Origin of the sequence: Zooshikella sp. RANM57 (assembly GCF_050749885.1) — a bacterium.
Classification (GTDB): domain Bacteria; phylum Pseudomonadota; class Gammaproteobacteria; order Pseudomonadales; family Zooshikellaceae; genus Zooshikella.
Genome location: NZ_JBOIUB010000080.1, coordinates 1 through 255 on the forward strand (window position 1 = coordinate 1; position 255 = coordinate 255).

The 255-nt window shown below is 36.9% G+C and carries 1 protein-coding gene; it reads right to left on the bottom strand.

Features of this window, described 5'->3' with window-relative positions; genetic code table 11:
• Nucleotides 1-255: hypothetical protein (locus tag ACQ96U_RS27220; RefSeq protein ID WP_431724418.1), on the bottom strand; the 255-nt coding region annotated here is incomplete at both ends.

Sequence of the window (255 nt, forward strand, 5' to 3'; positions counted from 1 at the left end):
TATTGATTTCTTGACCGGCTAAAACGTATGCTTCTTCTTCATTAATGTTATAGCGTTCCATATATTGTTTAATGTGACCGCTAGGTATTAAGGAGAGAGAAGTAATATCCCCTGGCATATCATAATCGTGAATGAGTCGGCTTAGTAACTGTGGTGATAGGCCAGTTGATTGGCAATAACGAATGAGTTTACTGAGCTTTATAAAAAATTCATTTGTAAGTTGTGCAGCAGTATTATCACTCAAAGATAGCGTGG